Origin of the sequence: Escherichia sp. E1V33, from assembly GCF_004211955.1 — a bacterium.
GTDB lineage: Bacteria > Pseudomonadota > Gammaproteobacteria > Enterobacterales > Enterobacteriaceae > Escherichia.
In genome coordinates this window covers 204,791-222,562 of record NZ_RHJI01000003.1, presented here as the reverse complement: position 1 = coordinate 222,562, position 17,772 = coordinate 204,791, and the positions used below count along the sequence as shown (strand labels likewise).

General features: G+C 54.9%; 13 protein-coding genes and 1 riboswitch. Of the genes, 10 read left to right on the top strand and 3 right to left on the bottom strand.

Features of this window, described 5'->3' with window-relative positions; translation table 11 throughout:
- The first annotated feature begins 10 nt into the window (after window positions 1-10).
- Window positions 11-616, top strand: coding sequence for a 3-isopropylmalate dehydratase small subunit (leuD, locus tag D9742_RS02725; protein ID WP_130235913.1), 606 nt, complete (start codon window positions 11-13; stop codon window positions 614-616).
- 105 nt (window positions 617-721) lie between these two features.
- Here leuD and sgrT read toward each other — a convergent pair whose 3' ends face one another.
- Complete coding sequence (sgrT, locus tag D9742_RS02720) at window positions 722-853, bottom strand: glucose uptake inhibitor SgrT (protein ID WP_130235912.1); 132 nt, start codon at window positions 851-853, stop codon at window positions 722-724.
- Window positions 854-941: 88 nt separating this feature from the next.
- Between sgrT and sgrR the strand changes: the two genes are divergently transcribed.
- The 4 genes from sgrR (at window position 942) to thiQ (ending at window position 6,013) form a co-directional block, all read left to right on the top strand.
- Window positions 942-2,597, top strand: coding sequence for a DNA-binding transcriptional regulator SgrR (sgrR, locus tag D9742_RS02715; protein ID WP_130235911.1), 1,656 nt, complete (start codon window positions 942-944; stop codon window positions 2,595-2,597).
- 33 nt (window positions 2,598-2,630) lie between these two features.
- Window positions 2,631-2,731, top strand: a riboswitch (TPP riboswitch).
- Window positions 2,732-2,761: 30 nt separating this feature from the next.
- On the top strand, window positions 2,762-3,745 hold the full coding sequence (gene thiB / locus D9742_RS02710) for a thiamine ABC transporter substrate binding subunit (RefSeq protein ID WP_130235910.1): 984 nt from the start codon (window positions 2,762-2,764) through the stop codon (window positions 3,743-3,745).
- A complete protein-coding gene (gene thiP / locus D9742_RS02705) occupies window positions 3,721-5,331 on the top strand; it encodes a thiamine/thiamine pyrophosphate ABC transporter permease ThiP (protein WP_130235909.1) in 1,611 nt (536 codons plus the stop codon). The genes thiB and thiP overlap by 25 nt, the downstream gene beginning before the upstream one ends.
- Window positions 5,315-6,013, top strand: a complete 699-nt coding sequence (gene thiQ, locus D9742_RS02700; RefSeq protein ID WP_130235908.1) for a thiamine ABC transporter ATP-binding protein ThiQ — start codon at window positions 5,315-5,317, stop codon at window positions 6,011-6,013. The genes thiP and thiQ overlap by 17 nt, the downstream gene beginning before the upstream one ends.
- Before the next feature lie 113 nt (window positions 6,014-6,126).
- On the opposite strand, the gene D9742_RS02695 is transcribed toward thiQ, so the two are convergent.
- Both D9742_RS02695 and araC read right to left on the bottom strand, forming a co-directional pair.
- Window positions 6,127-6,891, bottom strand: a complete 765-nt coding sequence (locus tag D9742_RS02695; RefSeq protein WP_130235907.1) for a DedA family protein — start codon at window positions 6,889-6,891, stop codon at window positions 6,127-6,129.
- 85 nt (window positions 6,892-6,976) lie between these two features.
- Window positions 6,977-7,855, bottom strand: coding sequence for an arabinose operon transcriptional regulator AraC (gene araC, locus D9742_RS02690; RefSeq protein WP_130235981.1), 879 nt, complete (start codon window positions 7,853-7,855; stop codon window positions 6,977-6,979).
- 338 nt (window positions 7,856-8,193) lie between these two features.
- On the opposite strand from araC, the gene araB reads away from it, so the two are divergent.
- The 5 genes from araB to rapA all read left to right on the top strand — a co-directional run bounded on the left by araB (window position 8,194) and on the right by rapA (window position 17,768).
- On the top strand, window positions 8,194-9,894 hold the full coding sequence (gene araB, locus D9742_RS02685; RefSeq protein WP_130235906.1) for a ribulokinase: 1,701 nt from the start codon (window positions 8,194-8,196) through the stop codon (window positions 9,892-9,894).
- Window positions 9,895-9,904: 10 nt separating this feature from the next.
- Window positions 9,905-11,407 carry an L-arabinose isomerase gene (gene araA / locus D9742_RS02680; protein WP_000151750.1) on the top strand — a complete coding sequence of 501 codons (1,503 nt, stop codon included), beginning with the start codon at window positions 9,905-9,907 and terminating at the stop codon, window positions 11,405-11,407.
- 168 nt (window positions 11,408-11,575) lie between these two features.
- Window positions 11,576-12,271 (top strand): L-ribulose-5-phosphate 4-epimerase, encoded by a 696-nt coding sequence (gene araD, locus D9742_RS02675; RefSeq protein WP_097290693.1) that lies wholly within the window; start codon window positions 11,576-11,578, stop codon window positions 12,269-12,271.
- A 74-nt stretch (window positions 12,272-12,345) separates the two neighbouring features.
- A complete protein-coding gene (polB, locus tag D9742_RS02670; protein ID WP_130235905.1) occupies window positions 12,346-14,697 on the top strand; it encodes a DNA polymerase II in 2,352 nt (783 codons plus the stop codon).
- A 164-nt stretch (window positions 14,698-14,861) separates the two neighbouring features.
- The gene (gene rapA / locus D9742_RS02665; protein ID WP_001117011.1) at window positions 14,862-17,768 is read left to right on the top strand and encodes an RNA polymerase-associated protein RapA; all 2,907 of its coding nucleotides are present in this window, start codon (window positions 14,862-14,864) and stop codon (window positions 17,766-17,768) included.
- Window positions 17,769-17,772 lie beyond the last annotated feature (4 nt).

Here is a 17,772-nt window from a genome sequence, read left to right as displayed (position 1 = left end):
GGAGTACACCATGGCAGAGAAATTTATTAAACACACAGGCCTGGTGGTTCCGCTGGATGCCGCCAATGTCGATACCGATGCGATCATCCCGAAACAGTTTTTGCAGAAAGTGACGCGTACTGGTTTTGGCGCGCATCTGTTTAACGACTGGCGTTTTCTGGATGAAAAAGGCCAACAGCCAAACCCGGATTTCGTGCTGAACTTCCCGCAATATCAGGGCGCTTCCATTTTGCTGGCGCGGGAAAACTTCGGCTGCGGCTCCTCGCGTGAGCACGCGCCGTGGGCGCTGACCGATTACGGTTTTAAAGTGGTGATTGCGCCAAGTTTCGCTGACATCTTCTATGGCAACAGCTTTAACAACCAACTGCTGCCGGTGAAATTAAGCGATGCAGAAGTGGATGAGTTGTTTGCGCTGGTGCACGCCAATCCGGGGATTCATTTCGCCGTGGACCTGGAAGCGCAAGAGGTGAAAGCGGGTGATAAAACATATCGTTTTTCTATCGATGCCTTCCGCCGCCACTGCATGATGAACGGTCTGGACAGCATTGGTCTGACCTTACAGCACGACGACGCTATTGCCACTTATGAAGAGAAGCAACCGGCGTTTATGCGTTAATTTGTACGCCGTCCGACTCAATCGCCAAAAAGAAAAAAGCCAGCAGGTATTCACTGCTGGCGTGGCGATTAACACCAATACTCAGTCACACATGATGTCCGCAAATCAGTATTCAGAATCACTCCCCTCCCACTGCATCAGTTCTTCAAGCATGGCTAAACGTTGTGGAACACTTAACCAACGCAGCCAGCACAATTTCGCTGTCGCGATAAAATAGTGCCGATAAAACTGACGCATGGGACACCTCCTTGCTTCATCGTTAAGAATTATTGACTTAATATAGGGAAAATTAAATTGCTGACTTTTGCGCAGGAGTTCCCCTTTTATGCCTTCTGGTCGTCTGCAACAACAGTTCATCCGCCTGTGGCAATGCTGCGAGGGTAAATCGCAGGACACGACGCTCAACGAACTGGCGGAGTTATTGAGCTGCTCCCGTCGTCATATGCGCACCCTGCTCAACACCATGCAAGATCGCGGCTGGTTAACATGGGAAGCAGAAGTTGGGCGCGGTAAACGCTCGCGTTTGACGTTTCTGTACACCGGGCTGGCGCTTCAGCAACAGCGGGCGGAAGACCTGCTGGAGCAGGATCGCATCGACCAGTTGGTGCAGTTAGTCGGTGATAAAACTGCCGTGCGACAAATGCTGGTTTCTCATCTGGGCCGTAGCTTCCGTCAGGGCCGGCACATCCTGCGCGTCCTCTACTATCGTCCGTTACGTAATCTGCTACCGGGTAGCGCATTACGCCGTTCAGAAACCCATATCGCCCGACAAATCTTCAGTTCGCTAACGCGCGTAAATGAGGAAAATGGGGAACTGGAGGCGGACATCGCCCACCACTGGCAGCAAATTTCTTCACTCCACTGGCGTTTCTTTTTGCGCCCCGGGATCCATTTCCATCATGGTCGCGAGCTGGAAATGGACGACGTCATCGCCTCGTTGAAGCGGATCAATACGCTGCCGCTCTATTCCCACATCGCTGAAATTGTATCGCCGACGCCCTGGACGCTGGATATTCATCTCACTCAGCCAGATCGCTGGTTGCCGTTACTGCTGGCGCAAGTTCCGGCGATGATCCTGCCGCGCGAATGGGAAACCCTCAGTAACTTTGCCAGCCACCCTATCGGCACCGGTCCGTATGCGGTAATGCGTAACAGCACCAACCAACTGAAAATTCAGGCATTCGACGATTTCTTCGGTTATCGGGCATTAATCGACGAAGTTAACGTCTGGGTCTTGCCGGAAATTGCCGATGAACCCGCTGGAGGCCTGATGCTGAAAGGGCCGCAGGGCGAGGAAAAAGAGATTGAAAGTCGCCTTGAAGAAGGTTGCTACTATTTACTGTTCGACAGCCGCACCCATCGCGGGGCGAATCAGCAAGTCAGAGACTGGATAAGCTATGTACTTTCGCCGACCAATCTGGTTTATTTCGCCGAGGAACAGTACCAGCAACTGTGGTTTCCGGCCTATGGGTTGCTCCCCCGCTGGCACCATGCCCGGCCAACACATTGCGAAAAACCTGCCGGGCTGGAACATCTCACCCTGACCTTTTATCAGGATCATATTGAACATCGGGTGATTGCCAGGATCATGCAGCAGATTCTGGCTAGTCATCAGGTAACGATGGAAATCAAAGAGATCAGCTACGATCAATGGCACAAAGGTGAGATCGAAAGCGACATATGGCTTAACAGCGCCAACTTTACGCTGCCGCTGGATTTTTCGCTGTTCGCACACTTGTGCGAAGTACCCCTGCTACAACACTGTATTCCGATAGACTGGCAAGCCGACGCCGCCCGCTGGCGCAATGGCGAAATGAATCTGGCGAACTGGTGCCAGCAACTGGTTGCCAGCAAAGCGATGGTGCCGCTCATCCATCACTGGCTGATCATCCAGGGGCAACGCAGTATGCGCGGCCTGCGTATGAATACCCTCGGCTGGTTCGATTTTAAATCAGCCTGGTTTGCGCCACCGGATCCATGATTGCTGGTTGATAACAAACTCACTACACTAACGCCGTTCTCAACGGGGTGCCTGCGCTCATGCGCTAGCTGAGAAAATACCCGTCGAACCTGATCCGGATAACGCCGGCGAAGGGATTTGAGGCTCTATCTCAAGTCCTTTGCCACTCTTCTTTGAGGTGCAAAGTGTTAAAAAAATGTCTTCCCCTGCTGTTGCTGTGCACAGCGCCCGTTTTCGCTAAACCTGTTCTGACTGTCTATACCTATGACTCCTTCGCCGCCGACTGGGGACCAGGCCCGGTGGTTAAAAAAGCCTTTGAAGCCGACTGTAATTGCAAACTAAAACTGGTGGCGCTGGAAGATGGCGTCTCGCTGCTCAACCGTCTACGGATGGAAGGCAAAAACAGCAAAGCCGATGTGGTGCTGGGCCTGGATAACAATCTGTTAGACGCCGCCAGCAAAACCGGGCTGTTTGCTAAAAGCGGTGTGGCAGCGAATGACGTTAACGTTCCCGGCGGCTGGAATAATGACACTTTCGTACCGTTTGATTACGGCTATTTCGCCTTCGTCTATGACAAGAACAAACTGAAAAATCCGCCACAAAGCCTGAAGGAGCTGGTTGAGAGCGATCAAAACTGGCGGGTGATTTATCAGGATCCGCGCACCAGTACGCCGGGGCTGGGTCTGTTGCTATGGATGCAAAAAGTCTATGGCGATAACACCCCGCAAGCCTGGCAGAAACTGGCAAAGAAAACTGTCACGGTCACCAAAGGCTGGAGCGAAGCCTACGGCCTGTTTTTAAAAGGCGAAAGCGATCTGGTACTGAGTTACACCACCTCTCCGGCTTATCACATTCTCGAAGAGAAGAAAGATAACTACGCCGCCGCGAACTTTAGCGAAGGTCACTATCTGCAAGTGGAAGTCGCCGCCCGCACCGCTGCCAGCAAACAGCCGGAGCTGGCGCAAAAATTCCTCCAGTTTATGGTTTCTCCGGCTTTCCAGAATGCGATTCCAACTGGCAACTGGATGTATCCGGTAGCAAACGTCACGCTGCCTGCCGGGTTTGAACAATTGACCAAACCAGCAACCACGCTGGAGTTCACGCCAGCCGAAGTGGCGGCACAACGTCAAGCATGGATTAGCGAATGGCAACGCGCCGTCAGCCGTTAATTCCCGGCTGGTTAATTCCAGGCGTAAGCGCCGCCACACTGGTGGTGGCGGTTGCGTTGGCGGCGTTTCTCGCCCTGTGGTGGAATGCGCCGCAGGGTGACTGGGCGACAATCTGGCAGGACAGCTACCTGTGGCATGTGGTGCGCTTCTCCTTCTGGCAGGCGTTTCTCTCGGCGCTGCTCTCTGTCGTTCCCGCGATATTCCTTGCCCGCGCCCTCTACCGCAGGCACTTTCCGGGACGGCTGGCGCTGTTGCGTCTGTGCGCAATGACCTTGATCCTCCCGGTGCTGGTTGCCGTTTTCGGCATTCTTAGCGTCTATGGTCGCCAGGGCTGGCTGGCATCGCTCTGGCAATCGCTTGGTCTGGAGTGGACATTTTCTCCCTACGGCCTGCAAGGCATTTTGCTGGCGCACGTATTTTTTAATCTGCCGATGGCAAGCCGCCTGTTACTCCAGGCGCTGGAAAATATCCCAGGCGAGCAGCGTCAGCTTGCCGCCCAGCTTGGGATGCGCGGCTGGCACTTCTTTCGTTTCGTCGAATGGCCGTGGTTACGGCGACAAATCCCGCCGGTTGCTGCGCTGATCTTTATGCTCTGTTTCGCCAGCTTCGCCACCGTGCTGTCGCTGGGCGGCGGTCCGCAGGCAACCACTATCGAGCTGGCAATCTATCAGGCGCTGAGTTACGACTACGATCCCGCCCGCGCGGCGATGCTGGCATTAATCCAGATGGTGTGCTGCCTCGGGCTGGTGCTGTTGAGTCAGCGATTGAGTAAGGCCATTGCGCCCGGCACCACGCTGCTGCAAGGTTGGCGCGACCCAGACGATCGTCTGTATAGCCGCATTTGCGACACTGTGTTAATTGTGCTGGCGCTGCTGCTGTTGCTGCCACCGTTACTGGCGGTGATTGTCGATGGGGTAAATCGCCAGTTGCCAGAAGTGCTGGCGCAACCGGTGCTATGGCAGGCACTGTGGACCTCGTTGCGTATTGCGCTGGCGGCAGGTGTATTGTGCGTGGTGCTGACCATGATGCTGCTATGGAGCAGTCGCGAACTGCGGGTACGACAAAAAATGCTGGCGGGTCAGGCGCTGGAGATGAGCGGCATGTTGATCCTCGCCATGCCGGGGATTGTGCTGGCAACGGGCTTCTTTTTGCTGCTCAACAACACTATTGGCCTGCCGCAATCTGCTGACGGCATTGTGATTTTCACCAATGCGTTAATGGCGATCCCTTATGCGCTGAAAGTGCTGGAAAACCCGATGCGCGATATCACCGCCCGCTACAGCATGTTATGTCAGTCGCTGGGGATTGAAGGTTGGTCGCGCTTAAAAGTGGTGGAACTGCGCGCCCTGAAACGCCCGCTGGCACAGGCACTGGCCTTTGCTTGTGTGCTGTCGATTGGTGATTTTGGCGTGGTGGCGTTGTTCGGTAACGATGATTTCCGTACCCTGCCGTTTTATCTCTACCAGCAAATTGGCTCCTATCGCAGCCAGGACGGCGCGGTCACCGCGTTAATTTTGCTGCTGCTCTGTTTTCTGCTGTTTACTGTGATTGAAAAACTACCGGGGCGAAATGTTAAAACTGATTGATATCACCTGGCTTTATCACCATTTGCCGATGCGTTTTAGCCTAACGGTGGAACGCGGCGAGCAGGTGGCGATCCTCGGGCCAAGCGGTGCGGGTAAAAGCACCCTGTTGAATTTGATCGCCGGTTTTCTGACGCCAGCCAGCGGTTCGCTGACTATCGGCGGCGTTGATCACACCACGACGCCGCCGTCACGCCGTCCGGTGTCGATGCTGTTTCAGGAGAACAACCTGTTCAGCCACCTGACGGTCGCGCAGAACATCGGGCTGGGGCTTAATCCAGGATTGAAGCTGAACGCGGTACAGCAGGAGAAAATGCACGCTATCGCCCGTCAGATGGGGATTGATAATTTAATGGCGCGGTTGCCAGGAGAGCTTTCCGGCGGTCAGCGACAGCGCGTGGCGTTAGCGCGTTGTCTGGTGCGCGAACAGCCGATTCTATTGCTCGATGAACCGTTCTCTGCGCTCGATCCGGCGCTGCGTCAGGAGATGCTGACGCTGGTGAGCACGAGCTGCCAGCAGCAAAAAATGACGTTATTGATGGTGTCGCACAGCGTGGAAGATGCGGCGCGGATCGCCACGCGCTCGGTGGTGGTCGCCGACGGGCGCATCGCCTGGCAGGGTAAGACCGAAGAATTGTTGAGCGGTAAGGCGAGTGCTTCGGCGCTGTTGGGAATTACAGGTTAATATGCACTGTCGGATGCGGCGTGAACGCCTTATCCGACCTACGGGTAGTGCGTTTTGTAGGCCTGATAAGACGCGGCAAGCGTCGCATCAGGCAACCCGCACAAGACTATCTCCTAAACCCCAACCACTTTACGCAAAATATCGATATACACCGGCATCAACGGGTGGCGAATTAACACCACCAGCGCCACCACGCCAATGGCAGAAATCAACGGCGTCAACCACAACAAACGACCGCGGGACAAATAATGACTCAAACGGTCAGTCGCTTTACCACTGCGCCATAACCGCCAGCACAGCCAGCCACCAACCCACAAAAATACCGCCGTCGCCAGCAGCAACCATTTAAACTCACCGCTCTGCATTCCGGCTGGAATATCGATCGCCGCGCCCGCCAGAATCCCCGGCAGGAAGTAAAACGGAGGCCATAACAAGCAGCCAATAATATTTGGCGTGATAAATTTCGCTACGGGCAGATCCAGCATTCCCGCCACCATTGGCACTAGCGGGCGCGTCGGCCCGACAAAGCGCCCGACCAGAATGGTAAACATGCTGTGTTGATGCAGCGCATGTTCAGTTTTATCGAGCAGTGCTTTGTTTTTCTTCAGAAATGACCAGCGATGCAACGGTTTTTTAAACCGCCAGCCCAGCCAGAAAGAGATCCAGTCACCCATCAGGCAGCCAACAATCCCCGCCAGCCAGGCGTGCCAGAAACTTAACTCGCCGCTGCCAATCAGCGCTCCCAGCCCCGCCATTAGCACCGTACCGGGCAGAATCAATCCGACCAGCGCCAGCGACTCCAGAAAGGCCACCAACACCACCGCCATCAATGAATACACAGTGGATTGGGTAATAAAGTGTTCCAGCAATGCTTGCATAATGTGCCTGTCAAATGGACGAAGCAGGGATTCTGCAAACCCAGTGCTACTCCGTCAAGCCGTCAATCGTCTGATTCGTTACCAATTATGACAACCTGAGAGCTACATCATTCACTTTTTCTTCACAACCGGCACGGAACTCACTTGGGCTGGCCCCGGTGCATTTTTTAAATACCCGCGAGAAATAGAGTTGATCGTCAAAACCAACATTGCGCCCGACGGTGGCGATAGGCATCCGGGTGGTACTCAAAAGCAGCTTCGCCTGGCTGATGCGTTGGTCCTCGCGCCAGCTTAAGACGCTAATCCCTAACTGCTGGCGGAACAGATGCGACAGACGCGACGGCGACAGACAAACATGCTGCGCGACACTGGCGATATCAAAATTGCTGTCAGCCAGGTGATCGCTGATGTACTGACAAGCCTCGCGTACCCGATTGTCCATTGGCGGATGTAGTGACTCATTAATGGCTTCCATGCGCCGCAGTAACAATTGCTCAAGAAGATTTATCGCCAGTAACTCCGAATAGCGTCCCTCCCCTTGCCCGGCATTGATAATTTGCCCGAACAAATCGCTGAAATGCGGCTGATGCGCTTCGTCCGGGCGAAAGAAACCCGTATTGGCAAATATCGACGGCCAGTTAAGCCATTCGTGCCAGTAAGCGCGCGGACGAAAGTAAACCCACTGGTGATACCATTCGCTGGCCTCCGGATGACGACCGTAGTGATGAATCTCTCCTGGCGGGAACAGCAAAATATCACCCGGTCGGCAGACAAATTCTCGTCCCTGGTTTTTCACTATGCCCTGTCCGCGAATGGTGAGATTGAGAATATAGCCTTTCATTCCCAGCGGTCTGTCGATAAAAAAATCGAGATAACCGTTGGCCTCAATCGGCGTTAAACCCGCCACCAGATGGGCGTTGAACGAGTAACCCGGCAGCAGGGGATCATTTTGCGCTTCAGCCATACTTTTCATACTCCCGCCATTCAGAGAAGAAACCAATTGTCCATATTGCATCAGACATTGCCGTCACTGCGTCTTTTACTGGCTCTTCTCGCTAATCCAACCGGCAACCCCGCTTGTGAAAAGCACTTTGTAACAAAAGGAGCCGAAAGCCATGACAAAAACGTGTAACAAAAGTGTCTATAATCACGGCAGAAAAGTCCACATTGATTATTTGCACGGCGTCACACTTTGCTATGCAATAGCATTTTTATCCATAAGATTAGCGGATCCTGCCTGACGCTTTTTATCGCAACTCTCTACTGTTTCTCCATACCCGTTTTTTTGGATGGAGTGAAACGATGGCGATTGCAATTGGCCTCGATTTTGGCAGTGATTCTGTGCGAGCTTTGGCGGTGGACTGCACCACCGGTGAAGAGATCGCCACCAGCGTAGAGTGGTACCCCCGTTGGCAGGAAGGGCAATTTTGTGATGCCCCAAATAACCAGTTCCGTCATCATCCGCGTGACTACATTGAGTCAATGGAAGCTGCGCTGAAAACCGTGCTGGCAGCGCTGAGTGCCGAACAACGCGCGGACGTGGTCGGCATTGGTGTCGACAGTACCGGCTCCACACCTGCGCCAATCGACGCCGACGGCAACGTACTGGCGCTGCGCCCGGAGTTTGCCGAAAACCCGAACGCGATGTTCGTATTGTGGAAAGACCACACGGCGGTTGAAGAAGCTGAAGAGATCACCCGCTTGTGCCACGCACCGGGCAAAGTTGACTACTCCCGCTATATTGGCGGTATTTATTCCAGCGAATGGTTCTGGGCGAAAATCCTGCATGTGACTCGCCAGGACAGCACCGTGGCGCAATCTGCCGCATCGTGGATTGAGCTGTGCGACTGGGTGCCAGCCCTGCTTTCCGGCACCACCCGCCCGCAGGATATTCGTCGCGGACGTTGCAGCGCCGGGCATAAATCTCTGTGGCACGAAAGCTGGGGCGGTTTACCGCCAGCCAGTTTCTTTGACGAACTGGACCCGATCCTCAATCGCCATTTGCCTTCCCCGCTGTTCACTGACACCTGGACTGCCGATATTCCGGTTGGCACTTTATGCCCGGAATGGGCGCAGCGTCTCGGCCTGCCTGAAAGCGTGGTGATTTCCGGCGGCGCGTTTGACTGCCATATGGGCGCGGTCGGCGCGGGCGCACAGCCTAACGCGCTGGTAAAAGTTATCGGTACTTCCACCTGCGACATTCTGATTGCCGACAAACAGAGCGTTGGCGAGCGTGCAGTGAAAGGTATTTGCGGTCAGGTTGATGGCAGCGTGGTTCCTGGATTTATCGGTCTGGAAGCAGGCCAATCGGCCTTTGGTGATATCTACGCTTGGTTTGGTCGCGTACTCGGCTGGCCGCTGGAACAGCTTGCCGCCCAGCATCCGGAACTGAAAGAGCAAATCAAAGACAGCCAGAAACAACTGCTTCCGGCGCTGACCGAAGCATGGGCCAAAAATCCGTCTCTGGATCACCTGCCGGTGGTGCTCGACTGGTTTAACGGCCGTCGCACGCCAAACGCTAACCAACGCCTGAAAGGGGTGATTACCGACCTGAACCTCGCTACCGACGCCCCGCTGCTGTTCGGCGGTTTAATTGCCGCTACCGCTTTTGGCGCGCGCGCAATTCAGGAGTGCTTCACCAACCAGGGGATCGCCGTAAACAACGTGATGGCGCTAGGCGGCATCGCGCGGAAAAACCAGGTGATTATGCAAGCCTGCTGCGACGTGCTGAATCGCCCGCTGCAAATTGTCGCCTCTGATCAGTGCTGTGCGCTCGGTGCAGCGATTTTCGCTGCCGTCGCCGCGAAAGTGCACGCAGACATCCCATCAGCTCAGCAAAAAATGGCCAGTGCGGTAGAGAAAACCCTGCAACCGCGCAGCGAACAGGCACAACGCTTTGAACAGCTTTATCGCCGCTATCAGCAATGGGCGATAAGCGCCGAACAACACTATCTTCCAACTTCCGCCCCGGCACAGGCTGCCCAGGCCGTTCCGACTCTATAAGGACACGACAATGACGATTTTTGATAATTATGAAGTGTGGTTTGTAATTGGCAGCCAGCATCTGTATGGCCCGGAAACCCTGCGTCAGGTCACCCAACATGCCGAGCACGTCGTTAATGCGCTGAATACGGAAGCGAAACTGCCCTGCAAACTGGTGCTGAAACCGCTGGGCACCACGCCGGACGAAATCACCGCAATTTGCCGTGACGCCAATTACGACGATCGTTGTGCAGGTCTGGTGGTGTGGCTGCACACCTTCTCCCCGGCCAAAATGTGGATCAACGGCCTGACCATGCTCAACAAACCGTTGCTGCAATTCCACACCCAGTTCAACGCGGCGCTGCCGTGGGACAGCATCGATATGGACTTTATGAACCTGAACCAGACCGCGCACGGCGGCCGCGAGTTCGGTTTCATCGGCGCGCGTATGCGTCAGCAACATGCCGTCGTTACCGGTCACTGGCAGGATAAACAAGCACATGAACGTATCGGCTCCTGGATGCGTCAGGCGGTATCTAAACAGGATACCCGTCATCTGAAAGTTTGCCGCTTTGGCGATAACATGCGTGAAGTGGCAGTCACTGACGGCGATAAAGTTGCCGCACAGATCAAGTTCGGTTTCTCCGTCAATACCTGGGCGGTCGGCGATCTGGTGCAGGTGGTGAACTCCATCAGCGACGGCGATGTTAACGCGCTGGTCGATGAGTACGAAAGCAGCTACACCATGACACCTGCCACTCAAATCCACGGCGAAAAACGGCAGAACGTGCTGGAAGCGGCGCGTATTGAGCTGGGGATGAAGCGTTTCCTGGAACAAGGTGGCTTCCACGCGTTCACCACGACCTTTGAAGATTTACACGGTCTGAAACAGCTTCCTGGTCTGGCCGTACAGCGTCTGATGCAGCAGGGCTACGGCTTTGCGGGTGAAGGCGACTGGAAAACTGCCGCCCTGCTTCGCATCATGAAGGTGATGTCAACCGGTCTGCAGGGCGGCACCTCTTTTATGGAGGACTACACCTATCACTTCGAGAAAGGTAATGACCTGGTGCTCGGCTCCCATATGCTGGAAGTCTGCCCGTCGATCGCCGTAGAAGAGAAACCGATCCTCGACGTTCAGCATCTCGGCATTGGTGGTAAAGACGATCCTGCCCGCCTGATCTTCAATACCCAAACCGGTCCAGCCATTGTCGCCAGCCTGATTGATCTCGGCGATCGTTATCGTCTGCTGGTTAACTGCATCGACACGGTGAAAACGCCGCACTCCCTGCCGAAACTGCCGGTGGCGAATGCGCTGTGGAAAGCGCAGCCGGATCTGCCAACAGCTTCCGAAGCGTGGATCCTCGCCGGTGGCGCGCACCATACCGTCTTCAGCCATGCCCTCAACTTGAACGATATGCGCCAGTTTGCCGAGATGCACGACATTGAAATCACGGTGATTGATAACGACACCCGCCTGCCAGCGTTTAAAGACGCGCTGCGCTGGAACGAAGTGTATTACGGATTTCGTCGCTAAATAGCCGCATCAGGCTGTCAACGCCTGATGCGACGCTGGTGCGTCTTATCAGGCCTACGCGCTGTGATTTTGTAGGCCGGATAAGCAAAGCGCATCCGGCATTCTTTTCCCCCTCGCCCCTTTGGGGAGAGGGCCGGGGTGAGGGGAAACGACCTCTCAGGAGTCAACATGTTAGAAGATCTCAAACGTCAGGTTTTAGAAGCCAACCTGGCGCTGCCAAAACACAACCTGGTCACGCTCACATGGGGCAACGTCAGCGCCGTTGATCGCGAGCACGGCGTCTTTGTGATCAAACCTTCCGGCGTCGATTACAGCACCATGACCGCTGACGATATGGTCGTGGTCAGCATCGAAACCGGTGAAGTCGTTGAAGGAACGAAAAAGCCCTCTTCCGACACGCCAACTCACCGGTTGCTCTATCAGGCATTCCCGTCCATTGGCGGCATTGTGCACACCCACTCGCGCCACGCCACCATCTGGGCGCAGGCGGGTCAGTCAATCCCGGCGACTGGTACCACCCACGCCGACTATTTCTACGGCGCCATTCCCTGCACCCGTAAAATGACCGACGCAGAAATCAACGGCGAATATGAGTGGGAAACCGGTAACGTCATCGTCGAAACCTTCGAAAAACAGGGTATCGATGCAGCGCAAATGCCTGGCGTGCTGGTCCATTCTCACGGCCCGTTTGCATGGGGCAAAAACGCCGAAGATGCGGTGCACAACGCCATCGTGCTGGAAGAAGTCGCTTATATGGGGATATTCTGCCGCCAGTTAGCGCCGCAGTTACCGGATATGCAGCAAACCTTGCTGGATAAACACTATCTGCGTAAGCATGGTGCGAAAGCGTATTACGGCCAGTAATGACTGTATAAAACCACAGCCAGTCAAACGAAACCAGGCTATACTCAAGCCTGGTTTTTTATTGGATTTTCAGCGTGGCGCAGGCAGGTTTTATCTTAACCCGACACTGGCGGGATACCCCCCAGGGGACCGAAGTTTCTTTCTGGCTGGCAACGGACAACGGGCCGTTGCAGGTTACACTTGCGCCGCAAGAGTCCGTGGCGTTTATTCCCGCCGATCAGGTTCCCCGCGCTCAACATATTTTGCAGGGGGAGCAAGGCTTTCGCCTGACGCCGCTGGCGTTAAAGGATTTTCACCGCCAGCCGGTGTATGGCCTTTACTGTCGCGCCCATCGCCAGTTGATGAATTACGAGAAGCGCCTGCGTGAAGCTGGCGTTACCGTTTACGAGGCCGATGTTCGCCCGCCAGAACGCTACCTGATGGAGCGATTTATCACCTCGCCGGTGTGGGTCGAGGGTGATATGCACAATGGCGCTATCGTTAATGCCCGTCTGAAACCGCATCCCGACTATCGTCCGCCGATCAAGTGGGTTTCTATTGATATTGAAACCACCCGCCACGGTGAGCTGTACTGCATCGGCCTGGAAGGTTGCGGGCAGCGCATCGTTTATATGCTGGGGCCAGAGAATGGCGACGCCTCCACGCTCGATTTTGAACTGGAATACGTCGCCAGTCGCCCGCAGCTACTGGAAAAACTTAACGCCTGGTTTGCCAACTACGATCCTGATGTGATCATCGGTTGGAACGTGGTGCAGTTTGATCTGCGAATGCTGCAAAAACATGCCGAGCGTTACCGTATTCCACTGCGTCTCGGGCGCGATAACAGCGAGCTGGAGTGGCGCGCGCACGGTTTTAAAAACGGTGTTTTTTTTGCTCAGGCTAAAGGTCGGCTGATTATCGACGGTATCGAGGCGCTGAAATCCGCGTTCTGGAATTTCTCTTCATTCTCGCTGGAAACCGTCGCCCAGGAATTGTTGGGCGAAGGTAAGTCGATTGATAACCCGTGGGATCGAATGGACGAAATTGACCGCCGTTTCGCCGAAGATAAACCCGCGCTGGCGACTTATAACCTGAAAGATTGCGAGCTGGTGACGCAGATCTTCCACAAAACTGAAATCATGCCGTTTTTACTCGAACGAGCGACGGTGAATGGCCTGCCGGTGGATCGGCACGGCGGTTCAGTGGCGGCGTTTGGTCATCTCTATTTTCCCCGGATGCATCGCGCCGGATATGTCGCGCCCAATCTCGGCGAAGTGCCGCCGCACGCCAGCCCTGGCGGCTATGTGATGGATTCGCGGCCAGGGCTTTATGATTCGGTGCTGGTGCTGGACTACAAAAGCCTGTACCCGTCGATCATCCGCACCTTTTTGATTGATCCCGTCGGGCTGGTGGAAGGCATGGCGCAACCCGATCCCGAGCACAGTACCGAAGGTTTTCTCGATGCCTGGTTCTCGCGGGAAAAACATTGCCTGCCGGAGATTGTGACTAACATCTGGCACGGGCGCGATGAAGCCAAACGACAGGGTAATAAGCCGCTTTCGCAGGCGCTGAAGATCATTATGAATGCCTTTTATGGCGTGCTCGGCACCACCGCCTGCCGCTTCTTCGATCCGCGCCTGGCGTCGTCGATCACCATGCGTGGTCATCAGATCATGCGGAAAACCAAAGCGTTGATTGAAGCACAGGGCTACGACGTTATCTACGGCGATACCGACTCGACTTTTGTCTGGCTGAAAGGTGCACATTCAGAAGAAGAAGCGGCGAAAATCGGTCGTGCCCTGGTACAGCACGTTAACACCTGGTGGGCAGAAACGTTGCAACAGCAACGGCTGACCAGCGCACTGGAACTGGAATATGAAACTCATTTCTGCCGTTTTCTGATGCCGACCATTCGCGGGGCTGATACCGGCAGCAAAAAGCGATATGCCGGGCTGATTCAGGAGGGCGACAAACAGCGGATGGTGTTTAAAGGGCTGGAAACCGTGCGCACCGACTGGACGCCGCTGGCCCAGCAGTTTCAGCAGGAGCTTTACCTGCGCATCTTCCGCAACGAACCGTATCAGGAATATATCCGCGAAACCATCGATCAACTGATGGCGGGTGAACTGGATGCGCGACTGGTTTACCGCAAACGACTACGTCGTCCGCTGAGTGAATATCAGCGAAATGTGCCGCCTCACGTACGCGCCGCCCGCCTTGCCGATGAAGAAAACAAAAAGCGCGGTCGCCCCTTGCAATATCAGAACCGCGGCACCATTAAGTACGTATGGACCACCAACGGCCCGGAGCCGCTGGACTATCAACGTTCACCGCTGGATTACGAACACTATCTGACCCGCCAGCTTCAGCCAGTGGCGGAAGGAATACTCCCCTTTACAGAGGATAATTTTGCTACACTAATGACCGGGCAACTTGGGCTATTTTGAGCAAAAAAAAGAGTTCGCCAGATGCCATTTTGATGCGTGACGAATGCTTTGCCATCCAGTACCATAGCGCCCTTTCCATTCCTGGACCTGAATAACACCACTACCTCATAAGCACGGTAGCGGGTGGTTATTGCCTGCAATTAAAGATATAGAGCCGAACACATATGCCTTTTACACTTGGTCAACGCTGGATCAGCGATACAGAAAGCGAATTGGGACTTGGAACCGTTGTCGCGGTGGATGCGCGAACTGTCACTTTACTTTTCCCATCTACTGGTGAAAACCGTCTGTACGCACGCAGTGATTCCCCAGTGACCCGCGTGATGTTCAACCCTGGTGATACCATTACCAGCCACGACGGCTGGCAGATGCAAGTCGAAGAAGTAAAAGAAGAAAATGGCTTGCTGACCTATATCGGTACTCGCCTGGATACTGAAGAGTCCGGCGTAGCCCTGCGTGAAGTTTTCCTTGATAGCAAACTGGTGTTCAGCAAACCACAAGACCGTCTGTTTGCCGGGCAGATTGACCGTATGGACCGCTTTGCGCTGCGTTATCGCGCACGTAAGTATTCCAGCGAACAGTTCCGTATGCCGTACAGCGGCCTGCGTGGTCAGCGTACCAGCCTTATCCCGCACCAGCTCAACATCGCTCATGATGTTGGCCGCCGCCACGCGCCGCGCGTCCTGCTGGCTGACGAAGTGGGTTTAGGGAAAACCATTGAAGCCGGGATGATCCTGCATCAGCAGCTGCTCTCTGGCGCTGCTGAACGTGTGCTGATTATCGTCCCGGAAACTTTACAGCATCAGTGGCTGGTAGAAATGCTGCGCCGTTTCAACCTGCGCTTTGCCCTGTTTGATGATGAGCGTTATGCCGAAGCTCAGCACGATGCTTACAACCCGTTCGATACCGAACAGCTGGTGATTTGCTCGCTGGATTTTGCCCGTCGCAGCAAACAGCGTCTGGAACATCTCTGTGAAGCCGAGTGGGACCTGCTGGTGGTCGATGAAGCCCATCACCTGGTGTGGAGCGAAGATGCGCCAAGCCGTGAATATCAGGCCATTGAACAACTGGCAGAGCACGTGCCGGGCGTTCTGCTGCTGACCGCAACCCCGGAACAGCTGGGGATGGAAAGCCACTTCGCTCGTCTGCGTCTGCTGGACCCGAACCGTTTCCACGATTTCGCGCAGTTCGTTGAAGAGCAGAAAAATTATCGTCCGGTTGCGGACGCAGTTGCCATGCTGCTGGCAGGTAACAAACTGAGCAATGACGAACTGAACATGCTTGGCGAGATGATCGGCGAGCAGGATATCGAGCCGCTTTTGCAGGCAGCAAACAGCGACAGCGAAGATGCCCAGAGCGCCCGTCAGGAACTGGTTTCCATGCTGATGGATCGCCACGGCACCAGCCGCGTGCTGTTCCGTAACACGCGTAACGGTGTGAAAGGCTTCCCGAAACGCGAGCTGCACACCATTAAGCTGCCGCTGCCGACGCAGTATCAGACGGCTATTAAAGTCTCCGGCATTATGGGCGCACGCAAAAGTGCGGAAGATCGCGCCCGCGATATGCTCTACCCGGAGCGTATTTATCAGGAATTTGAAGGTGATAACGCCACCTGGTGGAACTTCGATCCGCGCGTTGAGTGGCTGATGGGCTACCTGACCAGCCATCGCTCTCAGAAAGTGCTGGTGATCTGCGCCAAAGCTGCCACTGCGCTGCAACTGGAGCAGGTACTGCGCGAACGTGAAGGTATTCGCGCCGCGGTGTTCCACGAAGGTATGTCGATTATCGAGCGTGACCGCGCTGCCGCCTGGTTTGCTGAAGAAGACACCGGTGCGCAGGTACTGCTGTGCTCGGAAATCGGTTCTGAAGGACGTAACTTCCAGTTCGCCAGCCACATGGTGATGTTTGACCTGCCATTCAACCCGGATCTGCTGGAGCAGCGTATTGGTCGTCTGGATCGTATCGGCCAGGCGCACGATATTCAGATCCATGTGCCTTATCTGGAAAAAACTGCTCAGTCGGTGCTGGTGCGCTGGTATCACGAAGGTCTGGATGCATTTGAACACACCTGCCCGACCGGACGCACTATTTACGATAGTGTATACAACGATCTGATTAACTATCTGGCTTCACCGGATCAAACCGAAGGCTTTGACGATTTGATCAAAAACTGCCGCGAGCAGCATGAAGCGCTGAAAGCACAGCTGGAGCAGGGTCGTGACCGCCTGCTGGAAATCCATTCCAACGGTGGCGAAAAAGCCCAGGCACTGGCAGAAAGCATTGAAGAGCAGGATGACGATACCAACCTGATCGCCTTCGCCATGAACCTGTTCGATATTATCGGTATCAATCAGGACGATCGCGGCGACAACATGATCGTGCTGACCCCGTCCGATCATATGCTGGTGCCGGACTTCCCTGGCCTGTCGGAAGATGGCATCACCATCACCTTTGATCGTGAAGTGGCGCTGGCGCGTGAAGATGCACAGTTTATTACCTGGGAGCATCCGCTGATCCGCAACGGTCTGGATCTGATCCTCTCTGGCGATACCGGTAGCAGCACGATTTCACTGTTGAAAAACAAAGCGTTGCCGGTAGGTACGCTGTTGGTGGAACTGATTTACGTGGTCGAAGCCCAGGCGCCGAAGCAGTTGCAGCTTAACCGCTTCCTGCCACCGACGCCGGTACGTATGCTGCTGGATAAAAACGGCAACAACCTGGCTGCGCAGGTGGAGTTTGAAACATTTAACCGCCAGCTTAACGCGGTTAACCGTCACACCGGCAGCAAATTGGTTAACGCCGTGCAGCAGGATGTTCACGCTATCCTCCAGTTGGGTGAAGCGCAGATTGAGAAATCTGCCCGTGCATTGATTGATGCAGCGCGTAACGAAGCCGACGAAAAACTGTCTGCCGAGCTGTCTCGTCTGGAAGCGCTGCGCGCAGTGAACCCGAACATTCGTGACGACGAACTAACCGCCATTGAAAGCAACCGTCAGCAGGTAATGGAAAGCCTGGATCAGGCAGGCTGGCGTCTGGATGCCCTGCGTTTGATCGTTGTGACGCATCAGTAACGGA

Excerpts from the sequence above, each read along its gene's own strand:
- leuD (WP_130235913.1), top strand. The coding sequence starts at position 11 with ATGGCAGAGAAATTTATTAAACACACAGGCCTGGTGGTTCCGCTGGAT.
- sgrT (WP_130235912.1), bottom strand. The coding sequence starts at position 853 with ATGCGTCAGTTTTATCGGCACTATTTTATCGCGACAGCGAAATTGTGC.
- rapA (WP_001117011.1), top strand. The coding sequence starts at position 14,862 with ATGCCTTTTACACTTGGTCAACGCTGGATCAGCGATACAGAAAGCGAA.
- araC (WP_130235981.1), bottom strand. The coding sequence starts at position 7,855 with ATGGCTGAAGCGCAAAATGATCCCCTGCTGCCGGGTTACTCGTTCAAC.
- sgrR (WP_130235911.1), top strand. The coding sequence starts at position 942 with ATGCCTTCTGGTCGTCTGCAACAACAGTTCATCCGCCTGTGGCAATGC.
- D9742_RS02695 (WP_130235907.1), bottom strand. The coding sequence starts at position 6,891 with ATGCAAGCATTGCTGGAACACTTTATTACCCAATCCACTGTGTATTCA.
- araD (WP_097290693.1), top strand. The coding sequence starts at position 11,576 with ATGTTAGAAGATCTCAAACGTCAGGTTTTAGAAGCCAACCTGGCGCTG.
- araA (WP_000151750.1), top strand. The coding sequence starts at position 9,905 with ATGACGATTTTTGATAATTATGAAGTGTGGTTTGTAATTGGCAGCCAG.
- thiQ (WP_130235908.1), top strand. The coding sequence starts at position 5,315 with ATGTTAAAACTGATTGATATCACCTGGCTTTATCACCATTTGCCGATG.
- thiP (WP_130235909.1), top strand. The coding sequence starts at position 3,721 with ATGGCAACGCGCCGTCAGCCGTTAATTCCCGGCTGGTTAATTCCAGGC.
- araB (WP_130235906.1), top strand. The coding sequence starts at position 8,194 with ATGGCGATTGCAATTGGCCTCGATTTTGGCAGTGATTCTGTGCGAGCT.